13 protein-coding genes are annotated in these 12,958 nt (G+C 61.4%); 12 read left to right on the top strand and 1 reads right to left on the bottom strand.

Annotation, left to right across the window (positions count from 1 at the left end; translation table 11 throughout):
* Nucleotides 1–47 precede the first annotated feature (47 nt).
* From LIS66_RS06060 to LIS66_RS06045, 4 genes are all read left to right on the top strand, one after another.
* A complete protein-coding gene (locus tag LIS66_RS06060; RefSeq protein WP_042608225.1) occupies nucleotides 48–545 on the top strand; it encodes a DUF6231 family protein in 498 nt (165 codons plus the stop codon).
* A 4-nt stretch (nucleotides 546–549) separates the two neighbouring features.
* The gene (locus LIS66_RS06055; RefSeq protein WP_116658542.1) at nucleotides 550–1,026 is read left to right on the top strand and encodes a YchJ family protein; all 477 of its coding nucleotides are present in this window, start codon (nucleotides 550–552) and stop codon (nucleotides 1,024–1,026) included.
* Between the two features lie 121 nt (nucleotides 1,027–1,147).
* Complete coding sequence (locus LIS66_RS06050) at nucleotides 1,148–1,633, top strand: LEA type 2 family protein (protein WP_042608227.1); 486 nt, start codon at nucleotides 1,148–1,150, stop codon at nucleotides 1,631–1,633.
* Between the two features lie 5 nt (nucleotides 1,634–1,638).
* Entirely contained in the window at nucleotides 1,639–1,842 is a 204-nt protein-coding gene (locus LIS66_RS06045; protein WP_003198420.1) for an SEC-C metal-binding domain-containing protein, read from the top strand.
* Nucleotides 1,843–2,060: 218 nt separating this feature from the next.
* Here the strand turns inward: LIS66_RS06045 and LIS66_RS06040 are convergent, their stop codons facing one another.
* Complete coding sequence (locus tag LIS66_RS06040) at nucleotides 2,061–2,618, bottom strand: cysteine hydrolase family protein (protein WP_227973805.1); 558 nt, start codon at nucleotides 2,616–2,618, stop codon at nucleotides 2,061–2,063.
* Between the two features lie 201 nt (nucleotides 2,619–2,819).
* On the opposite strand from LIS66_RS06040, the gene LIS66_RS06035 reads away from it, so the two are divergent.
* From LIS66_RS06035 to LIS66_RS06000, 8 genes are all read left to right on the top strand, one after another.
* Nucleotides 2,820–5,270, top strand: a complete 2,451-nt coding sequence (locus tag LIS66_RS06035) for a penicillin acylase family protein (protein WP_227973804.1) — start codon at nucleotides 2,820–2,822, stop codon at nucleotides 5,268–5,270.
* 302 nt (nucleotides 5,271–5,572) lie between these two features.
* Nucleotides 5,573–6,604 carry a ligase-associated DNA damage response exonuclease gene (locus LIS66_RS06030; protein WP_042608229.1) on the top strand — a complete coding sequence of 344 codons (1,032 nt, stop codon included), beginning with the start codon at nucleotides 5,573–5,575 and terminating at the stop codon, nucleotides 6,602–6,604.
* Nucleotides 6,601–8,289 (top strand): ATP-dependent DNA ligase, encoded by a 1,689-nt coding sequence (locus LIS66_RS06025; protein ID WP_227973803.1) that lies wholly within the window; start codon nucleotides 6,601–6,603, stop codon nucleotides 8,287–8,289. The genes LIS66_RS06030 and LIS66_RS06025 overlap by 4 nt, the downstream gene beginning before the upstream one ends.
* 353 nt (nucleotides 8,290–8,642) lie before the next feature.
* Nucleotides 8,643–9,425, top strand: coding sequence for a transporter substrate-binding domain-containing protein (locus tag LIS66_RS06020; RefSeq protein ID WP_042608231.1), 783 nt, complete (start codon nucleotides 8,643–8,645; stop codon nucleotides 9,423–9,425).
* Between the two features lie 56 nt (nucleotides 9,426–9,481).
* Nucleotides 9,482–10,210, top strand: coding sequence for an ABC transporter permease (locus LIS66_RS06015; protein ID WP_227973802.1), 729 nt, complete (start codon nucleotides 9,482–9,484; stop codon nucleotides 10,208–10,210).
* Nucleotides 10,207–10,917 (top strand): ABC transporter permease, encoded by a 711-nt coding sequence (locus tag LIS66_RS06010; protein WP_042608233.1) that lies wholly within the window; start codon nucleotides 10,207–10,209, stop codon nucleotides 10,915–10,917. Before LIS66_RS06015 ends, LIS66_RS06010 begins: the two co-directional genes overlap by 4 nt.
* 27 nt (nucleotides 10,918–10,944) lie before the next feature.
* Nucleotides 10,945–12,063 (top strand): succinylglutamate desuccinylase/aspartoacylase family protein, encoded by a 1,119-nt coding sequence (locus LIS66_RS06005; protein ID WP_227973801.1) that lies wholly within the window; start codon nucleotides 10,945–10,947, stop codon nucleotides 12,061–12,063.
* Between the two features lie 12 nt (nucleotides 12,064–12,075).
* On the top strand, nucleotides 12,076–12,840 hold the full coding sequence (locus tag LIS66_RS06000) for an ABC transporter ATP-binding protein (RefSeq protein ID WP_042608235.1): 765 nt from the start codon (nucleotides 12,076–12,078) through the stop codon (nucleotides 12,838–12,840).
* The last annotated feature ends 118 nt before the right edge of the window (nucleotides 12,841–12,958 follow it).

The raw sequence follows: 12,958 nt of genomic DNA, 5'->3' as shown, positions 1-12,958 counted from the left end.
GCCGCAGTCTGGCAGGCTAGTCTTGGCGGTCTGACTGAGGAGCTTCGATGAACGTCGCCATTTCTTCGCGCACGCCGCAACAGGCGCTGGCCGCTTTGCTGGATCGCTACGCCCCGGCTCGTCTGCTGCTGATCGGCGCCAGCGCATTTCCAGCCCTGGACGCCTTCAAGCAGGCGCACCCTGACACCTTGGTGGCCCACGCCGCGCCCGGCGCATTGCCTGCCGAACTGGCCGCGCAACGCTTCGATCTGGCGCTGGTAGTCGATTGCCTGGAACATCTGCCCAAGCGCGACGGCCTGAACCTGTTGGGCGGCATCCGCAATCTCAACGCCAGTCGCATCGCGGTGCTGGCTGATCTCGCGGCCAGTGGCTGGCAGGAAACCGATTTCTATTCGCTGGCACTGCAGGCCAGCGAGCGTTTCCAGCGCGACGAGCAGGTGCTGACGCTGTTCACTTACGATCTGCTTGACTACAAACAAGTCCCCGACTGGCTCAATTCACGCTTCTGGGCCAATCCGGAAAATTTCGGGAAATACTGGTGGTAATGCAATGAGTACAGCCATTTGCCCATGCGGCAGCGGCAATCTGCTGGATGCCTGCTGCGGCCCTTATCATGACGGCCACCCGGCACCGTGCGCCGAAGCCTTGATGCGCTCGCGCTACAGCGCTTATGTGCTGGGGCTGATCGACTATCTGGTGGCGACCACCCTGCCCGCCCAGCAAGCGGGATTGAACCGACAATCGATCAGCGACTGGAGTGCGCAAAGCACCTGGCTCGGTCTTGAGGTCGAAAGCTCGGAAGTCTTCGGCGGTCAGCCGGAACATGCTTTCGTCACCTTCACTGCGCGCTGGCACGACAGCCAGGGCGAGCACAGCCACCGCGAGCGCTCCTCGTTTGTGCAGAACGCCGGGCGCTGGTATTTCATCGATCCGACGGTGCAGATGAAATTGGGGCGCAATGACGGCTGCCCTTGCGGCAGCGGGCAGAAGTTCAAGAAGTGCTGTGCGGGTTATTTCGGCGCTTGAGCTGAAGATCAAAAGATCGCAGCCTTCGGCAGCTCCTACACAGGATTTGCGTTCATTCTGTAGGAGCTGCCGAAGGCTGCGATCTTTTAGCGTCTAGACTGGCAATAAAGGGAGTACAACCATGCTCGGTCGCCGGCGCACATTAAATTTTCTGCTGTTGATGCTGATCGTAAACCTCGGCGGCTGTGCCTCGTGGTTCAGTGATGACAGCGTCGAACCCGCCGTGCATCTGGTGAAAGTCGAGGTGGTACGGGCCAAACTGCTCGAGCAGAAATTCATCCTGCACTTTCGCGTCGACAATCCCAACGACAGCGACCTGACCGTACGCGGTCTGGAATACCGCATCCATCTGGCCGACATGCTGCTCACCGAGGGCGAGCATGAGCACTGGTTTACCGTCGGGCCGAAGCGCAGCGCCTATTTCAAAGTGCCGATCCGCACCAACCTGTGGCCGAAGATCAAACAGGTGGTGAAACTGCTGAAAAATCCGAATCAGCAGATTCCCTATCGATTGCAGGGGGAAATGGAAACCGGTTTATTCATCGCCCACTACGTGCACCTTGAGCGCAATGGCGTGATAATCCCCGCCGATCTAACTCCGGAGTGACCTCGATGACCCAGCAACCTCATGTCCATGGCCCTGACTGCAACCACGATCATGACCACCATCACGATCACGACCATGGTCATGTCCACGGCCCGAACTGCGGCCACGCCCACCAGGAACCGGTGCGCAACGCCCTGAAAGACGTCGGCCGCAACGACCCTTGCCCGTGCGGCAACGGCAAGAAATTCAAGAAGTGCCACGGCGCTTGATGGTTCGGGCGGAGACCTGCTTCGCCTGACACACCGTCTTCGCGAGCAGGCTCGCTCCCACAGTGACCGCGTACCGATCTCCTGTAGGAGTGAGCCTGCTCGCGATGGGGCCGGCACATCCGAAATTGATATCGACTGATCAAACGCTTTCGCGAGCAGGCTCACTCCTACAGGAGCGAGCCTGCTCGCGAAAGCGTCGGTCCATTCACCTAAAAACTTCAGTCTGCCGCCAACAGCTGCGCACTACTGACCACCGTCGCATACTCCCCATGCAGATTCCCCAGCGACATCCCGTGCACCTCTTCAGCGGTACGTGGCGTGCCGAAATAATCGGCTTTGTCGAAGGTAAAACACGCATCCTCTGCCACCCATGTGTCGAACCCCAGGTTGCCCGCAGTGCGCGCCGTCGACTCAACAGAGTTATTGGTCGCCACACCAACGATGATCAGTTGCCCGATCCCAGCCTCACGCAACTGCGCCTCCAGCCCACTGGCACAAAACGCGTCCGGCACCTGTTTCTGGATCAGCCATTCCCCGACCTGAGGCACAAATCGCTCTTGAAACTCCACTCCGGCCTGCTCGGGCCAGAACACCGAGTCAGGCGAGCGCGACAAATGCTGCACGTGAATCACCGGGCGCCCGCGCAGGCGCCACAGCGCCAATAACTCAAGCATTCTGTCTTCGGCCTGAGGATTATTCCGCCGCCCCAGACGCGGATGCAGAATGCCTTTCTGCTGGTCGATGATGATCAGCGCAGCGTTGCTTTGAAGCGCCATAGCGATCTTTCTCCTGACAGGTCTCGGGACTTATTCCGTAGTTCAACATCAGCGCTTTCCCACAAGCAACTCTCACGCCTGTGACCGATCAGCCGACAACTGCACAAATAACCACTCGCCCCGCTTGCGCGGCCCTCGCGCCCTCACTAACGTAGCGGCTTTATTGCGCCCCCAGCCTTATACCCCCGCAGGAGCTTCGCCATGGCCTCGCCAGCCCTTACACATTTTCTTCCCCGGTTCGGCGTTGCCGCAGCAGTGGCCGGTGTTCTCGGTTTGTCCGGTTGCCAGACCTGGAACGCCCAGGACAGCCTGCCGCCGACCTCCGGCGTGCAACCGCTCAAGGGCCTGGCGCAGAACGTGTCGGTGCGGCGCAATGCGATGGGCATGCCGTTGATCGAGAGCAACAGCTTCCATGACGCGCTGTTCAGCCTCGGCTATGTCCACGCCAGCGACCGCATCAATCAGATGGTCACCCTGCGTCTGTTGGCCCAGGGCCGGCTGGCGGAAATGTCCGGCGCGTCGATGCTCGATGCCGACCGCTACATGCGCGCGGTCAATCTGAAGAAGAGCGCCGGCGAGCTCTACAAGGCCTCGTCGCCGCGCCTCAAACGCTTCTTCGAGGTATACGCACGGGGCGTCAACGCCTACCTGTTCCGCTACGCCGACAAGTTGCCGGGCGACCTCGCCGCCAGCGGTTACAAACCGGAATACTGGAAACCGGAAGATTCGGCGCTGATCTTTGCCCTGCTGAATTTCAGCCAGTCGGCCAACCTGCCGGAGGAAATCCAGTCACTGGTGCTCGCGCAAACCGTGACCACTGACAAACTCGCCTGGCTGAGCCCGTCGGCGCCCGATGAAAATCTACCGGTGGCGGAAGCCGACAAGCTGCAAGGCCTCAAGCTCAACGGGCAGATTCCGGGCCTGACCGAACTGAGCAGCGCCAGCCAGCAGCTGTCGGCGCTGAACCTGCTCGCCACACCGACTGCGAACAACTGGGCGATCGCCCCGCAACGCAGCCGTAGCGGCAAGAGTCTGCTGGCCAGCGACGCGCACGGGCCGCTCGCCGCGCCGTCGTTGTGGAGTTTCGTGCAGATCCGCGCGCCGAAATATCAGGCCGCTGGCGTCACGGTTGCCGGCCTGCCGATGGTGCTCGGCGGCTTCAATGGCAAAGTGGCGTGGAGCATGACCAGCGTGCTCGGCGACAATCAGGACCTGTTCCTCGAGAAAATCCGCCGTCAGGGCAGCAGCCTGACTTATGAGGTCAACGGCAAATGGCAGCCGTTGGGCGTGCGCAACGAGACCTACTTCGTCAAAGGCCAGCGACCGATTCGCGAAGCCGTTTACGAAACCCGCCACGGCGCGCTGCTCAACAGTGCCCAGGCAGCGGCGCAAGGCAGCGGCTTCGGCCTCGCGTTGCAGACACCGAATTTCACCGACGACAAAACCCTGGATGCCTTCTTCGATCTGACCCGCGCGCAAAACGTCGAGCGCGCTTCGGACGCCAGCCGCGAAATCCGCGCCATTACCCTGAATCTGGTATTCGCCGATGCGAGCAATATCGGCTGGCAAGTCACCGGCCGCTTCCCCAACCGCCGCGAAGGCGAAGGCCTGCTGCCCTCGCCGGGCTGGGACGGTCGCTACGACTGGGACGGTTACGCCGACCCGATGTTGCACCCCTACGATCAGGACCCGGCACAAGGCTGGCTCGGCACCGCCAACCAGCGCGTCATCCCCGACGGTTACGGCATGCAGTTGTCGAAATCCTGGGCGGCACCGGAGCGCGGCGAACGCCTGGCGGAAATGGCCGGCAGCGGCAAGCACGACAGCCGCAGCGTGATCACCATGCAGTACGACCAGACCACCACCTTCGCCGCCAAGCTGAAAAAAGTCTTCGAAGCACCGGGCATGAAGCAACCGCTGAAACAGGCGATCGATGCCCTGCCGGAAGCCGAACGCAGCAAGGCCCGCGAAGCCTTCACGCGCTTGATGGCCTTCGACGGCAAGCTCAGCCCGACCTCTGCGGATGCAGCGATTTATGAGTTGTTTCTGCAGGAAAGCATGAAGCAGATTTTCCTCGACGAATTGGGGCCTGAGTCGAGCCCGGCGTGGAAGGCCTTTGTCGCCAATGGCGATCTGTCCTACGCAGCGCAGGCCGATCATCTGCTGGGGCGTGAGGACAGTCCGTTCTGGGACGATGTCCGTACGCCGCAGAAGGAAGACAAAAGCGTGATTCTCGCCCGTAGCCTCGCGGCGGCCATCACTGCCGGTGACAGTCAATTGGGCGGCGACCACCGCGCCTGGCAGTGGGGCAAATTGCACAGCTATGCGTGGAAGAACAGCAATGGCCAGACCGTTCGCGGGCCGTTGGCGGCCGGTGGCGATCACACCACCCTGAACACTTCGGCGTTTGCCTGGGGCCAGGACTTCGTCACGACCCGTGCGCCGGCGATGCGTTTTATCGTCGACTTCGGCCAGAGCGAACCGCTGATGGCGCAGAACGGCACGGGTCAGTCGGGCAATCCGCTGAGTCCGAATTATTTGAACGGGATCGATGCATGGCTCAAGGGTCAGTACATCGGCTTGCCGATGCAGCCGCAGAATTTCGATCGGGTGTATGGCAAGACTCGTTTGACCCTGACTCCCGGCAAGTAAAGCAAAGATCAACAGCCCCTCACCCTAGCCCTCTCCCGGAGGGAGAGGGGACTGATTGGGGGATGCTTCGGTCTTGCGCCGACCTGAAAGAGAGGCGCTGAATCCAACATTGGACCAGGCTCAAGGCTGTGCCGGATCCATATTCAATTCGGTCCCTCAGGTCGATGTACCTCGCCAGACACTTCGGTCGGCCCCCTCTCCCTCCGGGAGAGGGCTGGGGTGAGGGTAGCGCTTTAAAGCCAATCGAACTTCCAGCCTGACACCCGCCTCATAGCTAACAAGCCCCCCATTCCGGTCACGACATGGATCTTGTTATCGCCCGACCTGAAGGTCTCTACTGCCCCGCCGGGGATTTCTATATCGATCCCTGGCGACCGGTCGAGCGTTCGGTGATCACCCATGCCCATGGCGATCACGCGCGGACCGGTAATCAGCATTACCTGTCGAGCAGCGCCAGCGCCGGGATTCTGCGCGCGCGCCTCGGTCAGGATATCCAGTTGCAAACTCTCGATTATGGCCAGCGTCTGACTCACCACGGGGTCACTCTGAGCTTTCATCCCGCCGGGCATGTCCTCGGTTCGGCGCAGGTGCGTCTGGAATACGGCGGCGAAGTCTGGGTCGCGTCGGGCGATTACAAGGTTGAGCCGGACGGCACCTGCGCCCCGTTCGAACCGGTGCGCTGCCACACCTTCATTACCGAATCGACCTTTGGCCTGCCGATCTATCGCTGGCAGCCGCAGGCGCAGATTTTCGACGAGATCAATCAGTGGTGGGCGGCCAATATCGCCGCCGGCAAGGCCAGCGTGCTGTTCTGCTATTCCTTCGGCAAGGCCCAGCGGATTCTCCACGGCATCGACGAAACCCTCGGGCCGATCCTCAGCCACGGTGCAGTCGAACCGTTGAACCGCGTCTACCGCGACGCTGGCGTGTACCTGCCGCCGACGATCTACGCGGGCGACGTGAAAAAAAGCGATCCGATCATGCGTCAGGCGCTGGTCATCGCCCCGCCGTCGGCGGGCGGCAGCACGTGGATGCGCCGTTTCGGCGATTTCAGCGATGCCTTTGCCAGCGGCTGGATGCGCCTGCGCGGCACTCGACGTCGGCGTGGTGTAGATCGTGGTTTCGTCCTGTCCGACCACGCTGACTGGCCCGGCCTGCTCTGGGCGATCAACCAGACCGGCGCCGAACGGGTCATGGTCACCCACGGCTCGATCGGCGTGCTCGTGCGCCATTTGCGCGAACAGGGCCTCGATGCCCAAGGCTTCACCACTGAATACGGCGATGACGAAGAAGACATCGCCGTCGAACCCACCGTTGCCGAGACTTCCCCATGAAAGCCTTCGCCGAGTTATATGCCGAACTCGATGCGACCACGTCGAGCAACGCCAAGCTGGCGGCGATGCAGGCCTACTTCGCGCAGGCCGCGCCGGAAGATGCCGCCTGGGCGGTGTATTTCCTTTCCGGTGGGCGGCCGCGACAACTGGTTCCGGTGCGCATCCTCCGTGAGCTGGCGGTGGAAGTTTCGGGGCTGGAGCCGTGGTTGTTCGAAGAGAGCTATCAAGCCGTCGGCGATCTGGCCGAGACCATTTCTCTGGTGCTGCCGGAAAATTCGCACAGCTCCGAGGCCGGTCTCGCCGAATGGATCGAAGACAAGCTGCTGCCAATGCGCGGTGAAACGCCCGAGTACCTGGCGCGGCAACTGCCAATGTTATGGGCGGAGCTGGATCGGGCGAGCCTGATGCTCTGCATCAAGTTGATCACTGGCAGTTTCCGGGTCGGCGTGTCGAAGTTGCTGGTCACCCGCGCCCTCGCCTCGATGGCCGGGCTTGACAGCAAACGCGTGGCCCAGCGTCTGGTCGGGTACACCGATCTGTCGAACCGGCCCAACGCCGCGAGTTACCTGAAACTGATCGCCCCCGAATCCGCTGATGAGCACGCCCAGCGCGGCGGCCAGCCCTACCCGTTTTTTCTCGCCCACGCCTTGGCGCAACCGGTCGAGGAATTCGAAGCACTGCTCGGTCCGGCCAGCGACTGGCAGGTGGAATGGAAGTGGGACGGCATCCGCGCGCAAGTGGTCAAGCGTGACGGCAAGCTGTGGGTGTGGTCCCGCGGCGAGGAACTGGTGACCGAGCGCTTCCCCGAATTCGATGTGCTGGTGCACGGCTTGCCCGACGGCACGGTGATCGACGGTGAAATCGTCGTGTGGAAGAGCACTCATCCGACCACCGAAGACGCCTTCGATCCGCAATCCGATGAGCCGCCAGCTGTGCAACCTTTCGCCTCGCTGCAACAACGCATCGGTCGCAAAACGCTCGACAAGAAGATTCTCGAAGAAGTGCCGGTGGTGGTGCTCGCCTACGACCTGCTGGAATGGCAGGGCGAGGACTGGCGTAATCAACCGCAAGCCAAGCGCCGTGCGCAACTAGAGGAAGTGATCGCGCGCTGCAACAGCCCGGTGCTGCTGCCCTCCCCTGTACTGACCGGCGAAGACTGGCTCGATCTCGGGCGCCAGCGCGAGGCATCACGCAAACTCGGCGTCGAAGGCATGATGCTCAAGGCCCGCGATTCGTTGTATGGCGTCGGTCGGACCAAGGACATGGGCGTGTGGTGGAAATGGAAGGTCGACCCGTTCAGCGTTGATGCCGTGCTGATTTACGCACAGCGCGGACACGGCCGCCGCGCCAGTCTGTACAGCGATTACACCTTCGCCGTGTGGGACGGTCCACCCGAATCCAGCCAGCGCTCGCTGGTGCCGTTCGCCAAGGCCTATTCGGGGCTGACCGATGAAGAGATGCGCCAGGTCGACAGCATCGTGCGCAAGACCACAGTCGAAAAATTCGGCCCGGTGAGCAGCGTGAAACCGAGTCTGGTGTTCGAACTCGGCTTCGAGGGCATCGCCCTGTCGCGCCGCCACAAGAGCGGCATCGCCGTGCGCTTCCCGCGCATGCTGCGCTGGCGCAAGGACAAGACCGTCGAAGAAGCCGACAGCCTCGCAACCCTCCAGGATCTGCTCGCCTGAGCGAAACCCTGTGGCGAGGGAGCTTGCTCCCGCCCGGCTGCGCTGCAGTCGCAAAGCCTGCACCGCCGATTTCTCAGGCAAAGCGCCGGGGAGTGCTTCGCTCTCCAGCGGGAGCAAGCTCCCTCGCCACAGGTAATGGCTGCCACCAACTCAACGTGCGCTCGCAAACGGTGCAGGAAAAACGCCGCGCCCGTTTCCGGGCATCCGGTTGCCCTTGCCCCTCCTTACTGAACCTTTTAAAACACCTGTTCGGCACTCTGGTTCGGAAATTGCTACTTTCTATAGGTCGTAAGCGTTGCAGTAACAATAATTCTGCGCCACAAGCGCTCATATTGGTTCTTAGGGATTGAATAATGAAAAAAGCATTGCTGACCCTTTCTGCACTGGCGTTGTGCATGGCCGCCGGCTCCGCGCTGGCCAAGGAATACAAAGAGCTGCGCTTTGGCGTTGACCCTTCGTACGCACCGTTCGAGTCGAAAGCGGCCGACGGCAGCCTGGTCGGGTTCGATATCGACCTGGGCAACGCGATCTGCGCCGAACTGAAGGTCAAGTGCAAGTGGGTCGAAAGCGATTTCGACGGCATGATTCCGGGCCTCAAGGCCAACAAGTTCGACGGTGTGATCTCGTCGATGACCGTGACCCCGGCGCGCGAGAAGGTCATCGACTTCTCCAGCGAACTGTTTTCCGGCCCGACCGCTTACGTGTTCAAAAAGGGTTCCGGCATCACCGCCGACGTCGCTTCGCTCAAGGGCAAAACCGTTGGCTATGAGCAAGGCACGATTCAGGAAGCCTACGCCAAAGCCGTACTGGACAAGGCTGGCGTGAAAACCCAGGCCTATCAGAACCAGGATCAGGTGTACTCCGACCTGACCTCCGGCCGTCTCGACGCCGGTATCCAGGACATGCTGCAAGCCGAACTGGGCTTTCTGAAGTCGCCGAAAGGCGCCGATTACGAAATCAGCCAGCCGGTCGACAGCGAATTGCTGCCAGCGAAAACGGCTGTCGGTATCAAGAAAGGTAACACTGAGCTGAAGGCGCTTTTGGATAAAGGTATCAAAGCGTTACACGACGACGGCAAATACGCCGAGATTCAAAAGAAACACTTTGGCGACCTGAATCTGTACAGCGGCAAATAATGCCCCGGCGCCCATCCTCGATGGGCGCCTTTTCCATCCGCTCAGGTTGCTGATTTATGTTTGAAACCCTCCTGCAAAATCTGGGGCTGGCCTCGTTCAGTCTGCAGGGCTTCGGCCCGTTGCTGCTGCAAGGCACCTGGATGACCATCAAATTATCGGCGATGTCGCTGCTGGTGGCCGTGTTGCTCGGCCTGCTCGGCGCCAGTGCCAAACTGTCGAAAGTCAAACTGGTGCGCCTGCCCGCGCAGCTCTACACCACGCTAATTCGCGGCGTGCCGGACCTGGTGCTGATGCTGTTGATCTTCTACAGCCTGCAAACCTGGCTGACCACGCTGACCGACTACATGGAATGGGAATACATCGAGATCGACCCGTTCAGCGCCGGCGTGCTGACGCTGGGCTTCATTTATGGCGCGTATTTCACCGAGACCTTCCGGGGCGCGATCCTCGCGGTGCCGCGTGGTCAGGTCGAAGCCGCCACCGCGTATGGCCTCAAACGCGGCCAGCGGTTTCGCTACGTGGTGTTTCCGCAGATGATGCGTTTCGCCCTGCCGGGCATCGGCAACAACTGGATGGTCATGCTCAAGGCCACCGCACTGGTGTCGATCATCGGCCTCGCCGATCTGGTCAAGGCCGCCCAGGACGCCGGTAAAAGCACCTATCAACTGTTCTACTTCCTGGTTCTCGCCGCCTTGATCTATCTGCTGATCACCAGTGCTTCGAACTTCATCCTGCGCTGGCTCGAACGCCGCTACGCCGCCGGTGCCCGGGAGGCCGTACGATGATCGAACTCCTGCAGGAATACTGGAAAGCCTTCCTATATACCGACGGCCAGAACATCACCGGGCTGGCGATGACGATGTGGCTGCTCACCGCGTCGATCGGCATCGGCTTCATCGTCTCGATTCCACTGTCGATTGCACGGGTATCGCCGCACTTCTACATCCGCTGGCCGGTGCAGTTCTACACCTACCTGTTCCGCGGCACGCCGCTGTATATCCAGTTGCTGATCTGCTACACCGGCATCTACAGCCTCGCCGCCGTGCGCGAACAGCCGATCCTCGACAGTTTCTTTCGCGATGCGATGAACTGCACGATCCTCGCCTTCGCCCTCAACACCTGCGCGTACACCACGGAGATTTTCGCCGGGGCGATTCGCAGCATGAACCACGGCGAAGTCGAAGCGGCCAAGGCTTATGGCCTGACCGGCTGGAAGCTGTATGCCTACGTGATCATGCCGTCGGCACTGCGCCGTTCGTTGCCTTACTACAGCAACGAAGTGATCCTGATGCTGCACTCGACCACGGTGGCGTTCACCGCGACCATTCCCGATATCCTGAAAGTCGCACGGGACGCCAACTCGGCGACCTTCCTGACGTTCCAGTCGTTCGGCATTGCCGCGTTGATCTACCTGACCATCACCTTTGCGCTGGTCGGCCTGTTTCGCCTCGCCGAACGCCGTTGGCTGGCCTTCCTCGGGCCGACTCACTAGCACCGGTTTGACAATAAAGAGATAACAATGCGCCACCAGATCCATGACCTGCTGGCCCCGCTGCCGGGGACCGCACGGCAGATTCACAGCTTCCACTTCGGCCCACAGCAGGCCAAGGGCAAGGTTTACATTCAGGCGTCGCTGCACGCCGATGAACTGCCGGGCATGCTGGTCGCCTGGCACCTCAAGCAGCGTCTGGCGGAGCTTGAAGCCGCCGGTCGCCTGCGCAGCGAAATCGTTCTGGTGCCGGTGGCCAACCCGGTCGGCCTCGAACAAGTGCTGATGGACGTGCCGCTGGGCCGCTATGACCTGGAGAGCGGGCAGAATTTCAATCGCTGGTTCGTCGACCTCAGCGAAGAAATCGGCAACACCATCGAGGGCCGACTCAACGACGATGCGCAGCACAACCTTGAACTGATCCGGGCCAGCCTGCGCAACGCCCTCGCCCGTCAGACGCCGACCACGCAACTGCAATCCCAGCGTCTGACCCTGCAACGCCTGGCTTGCGATGCCGACATGGTGCTGGACTTGCACTGCGATTTCGAATCGGTGGTCCACCTGTACACCACGCCCGAGGCGTGGCCGCAGGTCGAGCCGCTGGCGCGCTATATCGAAGCCCAGGCCAGCCTGCTCGCTACCGACTCCGGCGGCCAGTCGTTCGACGAATGCTTCACCCTGCTCTGGTGGCAATTGCGCGAGCGCTTCGGTGAGCACTTCGAGATTCCCCTGGGCAGTTTCTCGGTGACCGTCGAGTTGCGCGGCCAGGGCGACGTCAATCACCCGCTGGCCAGCCGCGACTGTCAGGCGCTGATCGATTACCTGATCCAGTTCGACGCCATCGTCGGCGAAACCAAGCCGCAACCGCCGCTGCCGTACCCGGCCACGCCGCTGGCCGGTGTCGAACCGGTGACCACGCCCGTCGGCGGCCTGCTGGTGTACTGCGCAACGCCCGGCCAATATCTGGAAGCCGGGCAGCAGATCGCCGAAATCATCGACCCGATCCACGACAAGGTCACCCCCATTCATTGCACCGCCGCCGGCCTGCTGTACGCGCGCTCGCTGCGACGCATGGCCACCGCCGGCATGGTCATCGCCCACGTCGCGGGCGCCGAAGCCTATCGCAGCGGCTACCTACTTTCGCCTTGAGGATGCTCGTCCATGTACAAACTGACCGTTGAAGGCCTGCACAAAAGCTATGGCGATCATCAGGTGCTCAAAGGCGTTTCGCTCAAGGCCAGGACCGGCGACGTGATCAGCCTGATCGGCGCCAGCGGCTCGGGCAAAAGCACGTTTTTGCGCTGCATCAATTTTCTTGAACAACCGAACGACGGCGCCATGAGCCTCGATGGCCAGGCGATCCGCATGGTCACCGACCGCCACGGCATGCACGTCGCCGACGCCAATGAACTGCAACGCCTGCGCACACGGCTGGCGATGGTGTTCCAGCATTTCAATCTGTGGAGCCACATGACCGTGCTGGAAAACATCACCATGGCCCCACGCCGGGTGCTGGGCTGCAGCAAACAGGAAGCCGAGGATCGCGCCCGACGTTATCTGGACAAAGTCGGCTTGCCGGCGCGGGTGGCCGATCAATATCCCGCGTTTCTCTCCGGCGGCCAGCAACAGCGCGTGGCGATCGCCCGGGCGCTGGCGATGGAGCCGGAAGTGATGCTGTTCGACGAACCGACCTCGGCACTCGACCCGGAACTGGTCGGTGAGGTGTTGAAAGTGATTCAGGGTCTGGCCGAAGAAGGCCGGACGATGATCATGGTCACCCACGAAATGAGTTTTGCGCGCAAGGTGTCGAATCAGGTGCTGTTTCTGCATCAGGGTCTGGTGGAAGAAGAAGGCGCGCCGGAAGAGGTGCTGGGCAATCCCAAGAGTGAACGCCTGAAGCAGTTCCTCAGCGGTAACCTTAAATAACGCCGTGCACATCTCCCCTGTAGGAGTGAGCCTGCTCGCGATAGCGTCATCACATCCAACATTGATGTAACTGACACACCGCTATCGCGAGCAGGCTCACTCCTACAGGGGACCGCGC

The organism is Pseudomonas sp. HN2 (assembly GCF_020736465.1).
Classification (GTDB): domain Bacteria; phylum Pseudomonadota; class Gammaproteobacteria; order Pseudomonadales; family Pseudomonadaceae; genus Aquipseudomonas; species Aquipseudomonas moraviensis_A.
Note: the sequence above shows the minus strand (reverse complement) of the source record. Positions and strands in the feature narration are given on the sequence as shown.